The organism is Clavibacter sp. MX14-G9D (genome assembly GCF_032917815.1).
Classification (GTDB): domain Bacteria; phylum Actinomycetota; class Actinomycetes; order Actinomycetales; family Microbacteriaceae; genus Clavibacter; species Clavibacter michiganensis_K.
Genome location: NZ_JAVCVL010000306.1, coordinates 1 through 2,366, shown reverse-complemented (window position 1 = coordinate 2,366; position 2,366 = coordinate 1). Strand labels below are relative to the sequence as shown.

The 2,366-nt window shown below is 73.1% G+C and carries 2 protein-coding genes; one reads left to right on the top strand and one right to left on the bottom strand.

Annotation, left to right across the window (positions count from 1 at the left end; genetic code table 11):
- Positions 1–124 precede the first annotated feature (124 nt).
- Positions 125–1,642 (bottom strand): aspartate ammonia-lyase, encoded by a 1,518-nt coding sequence (locus Q6969_RS15010; RefSeq protein WP_317231162.1) that lies wholly within the window; start codon positions 1,640–1,642, stop codon positions 125–127.
- Positions 1,643–1,747: 105 nt separating this feature from the next.
- Between Q6969_RS15010 and Q6969_RS15005 the strand changes: the two genes are divergently transcribed.
- The coding region (locus Q6969_RS15005; protein WP_317231161.1) for a DUF429 domain-containing protein at positions 1,748–2,366 on the top strand (619 nt) is incomplete at its 3' end.

The following is a 2,366-nucleotide window of genomic DNA, read 5'->3' as shown; positions in this document are numbered from 1 at the left end:
GACGCGTCGGGCACGACGCCGGCGCGCAACGCCGACCCGTCGGACGACTGACGCCGCACCACGCACGACGGCGCGCCGCGGACCCTCGGGTCCGCGGCGCGCCGTCGTCTGCCCGGGCGGTCGGTCAGTCGGCCTCGCCGCCCTGCTCGGCCGCGTGGGCCGCGAGCATCTCGGGCGTGATCACGGTCATGGCCGCGGTGACGGGCTCGAGGCCCGAGAGCCGGTCGGGCGCGAGGATCTTCTCCACCTGCGACCGCGTCATGAGCCCCGCCTCCACGACGAGGTCGGGGATCGACGCGCTCGTCATCAGCGCCGTCTTCGCGAGGCTGGAGGACGCGGCGTAGCCGATGTACGGGGTGAGCGCCGTCACGACGCCGACGGACGACTCCACCTGCGCCGCGAGCCGCTCCGTGTTCGCCGTGATGCCGTCGATGCAGTTCACCCGCAGGGTCTGGGCGGCGTTCCGCAGCCAGCTGAGCGACTGCAGCAGCGAGTGCGCGATGACGGGCTCGAACGCGTTGAGCTGCAGCTGACCGCCCTCCGCCGCCATGGTCACCGTGACGTCGGCGCCCGCGATGGAGAACGCGACCTGGTTGACCACCTCGGGGATCACCGGGTTCACCTTGCCGGGCATGATGCTGGAGCCCGCCTGCCGGGGCGGGAGGTTGATCTCCCCGAGGCCCGCCTGCGGCCCCGACGACAGCAGCCGCAGGTCGTTGCAGATCTTGGACAGCTTGATGGCGCCGCGCTTGAGCGTGGAGGACAGGGTCATGAACACGCCCGCGTCGCTCGTCGCCTCGATGAGGTCGCTCGCCGTGACGAGCGTGTAGCCCGTGATGGCGCTGAGGTGACCGCGCACGGCGGCGGCGTAGTTCGGGTCGGCGGTGATGCCCGTGCCGATGGCCGTGGCGCCGAGGTTGATCTCCGAGAGCAGCGGCACGAGCTCGCCGAGCCGCGCGTGGTCCTCGCCGAGGGTGGTGGCGAATCCGTGGAACTCCTGGCCGAGGGTCATCGGCACGGCGTCCTGCAGCTGCGTGCGGCCCACCTTCAGCACCTGCGAGAACTGCGCGCCCTTCGCGAGGAACGAGCGCCGCAGGAGCTCCAGCTCGTCGAGGGTCTGCAGCAGCGAGTGGATCAGCGCCACCTTGAGCGCCGTCGGATAGGTGTCGTTGGTCGACTGGCTGCGGTTCACGTCGTCGAGCGGGTGCATGTGCCGGTAGTCGCCGAGCGCGTGGCCCGCCCTCTCGAGCGCGCGGTTGGCGATGACCTCGTTGGTGTTCATGTTGGTGCTCGTGCCGGCACCGCCCTGGATCACGCCGACCACGAACTGGTCGTGCAGCTCCCCCGCGATGATCTCGGAGCAGACCTCGTCGATCTGCTTGGCCTTCCGCGCGTCGAGGACGCCGATCTGCACGTTGGCGCGCGCCGCCGCCTGCTTGACCTGCGCGAGCGCCACCACGAACTCGGGGTAGACGCTGAGCGGCCGGAGGCTGATGGGGAAGTTCTCGAGCGCGCGGGCCGTGTGGATCCCCCAGTACGCGTCGGCGGGGACGTCCAGGCTCCCCAGGCTGTCGGTCTCGGTGCGGACGGGGTGCCCGTCCGGGGTGGGGATTCGGTCGTCGTTCGGGCTCACCGGGGTCATGTGCAAGGCTCCATCGTCTCGTCGCTCGTGGCATGAGGATCCCTCGACACTACTCGGCGGCCCGCGCCCGGCCGTGGCGGCCGGCGCCGCGGATAGGCTCGTCGGATGCGCCGCTTCCTCGGGATCGACCTCGCCTGGGCGGAGGGAACGGCGGCCCGCCCCGCCCGGGAGACGGGCCTCGCCTGCATCGACGAGGAGGGCCGGGTGCTCGCCCTCGAGACCGCCCGCGGGATCGACGAGGTGGTCGCCTGGGTCGCCCGGTGGGACGGTCCCGGCGCGGTCGCCGCCGTGGACGGACCGCTCGTCGTCGCGAACGCCACGGGCAGCCGCCTCGCGGAGAAGGAGGTCGCCTCGCGCTACGGCCGCCTCGGCATCTCCGCCTACCCGTCGAACCGCGGCCTGCCCGCCCAGGGCGCGGTCGCGCTCCGACGGCGGCTGGAGGACGCGGGCTGGCGGTACGACGACGGGTCCCCCGCCGATCACGGCGCCGACGCCCGGACGATGCTCGAGTGCTACCCCTACACGACGCTCGTCGGCGCCCCCGAGCTCGGCTTCGACGGCATGAAGCCCCGGTACAAGCGGCTCGCGCCGACGCTCCCCACCGCCGAGCGCCGGCCCGCGCGCGCCGCCGAGTTCCGCGTCGTGCTCGACCGCGTCGCGGGGCTCGCGCGGGCGGATCCGCCCCTGGACGTGACGTCGCACCCCGCCGCCGCCGCGCTCGTGG

Excerpts from the sequence above, each read along its gene's own strand:
- Q6969_RS15010 (WP_317231162.1), bottom strand. The coding sequence starts at position 1,642 with ATGACCCCGGTGAGCCCGAACGACGACCGAATCCCCACCCCGGACGGG.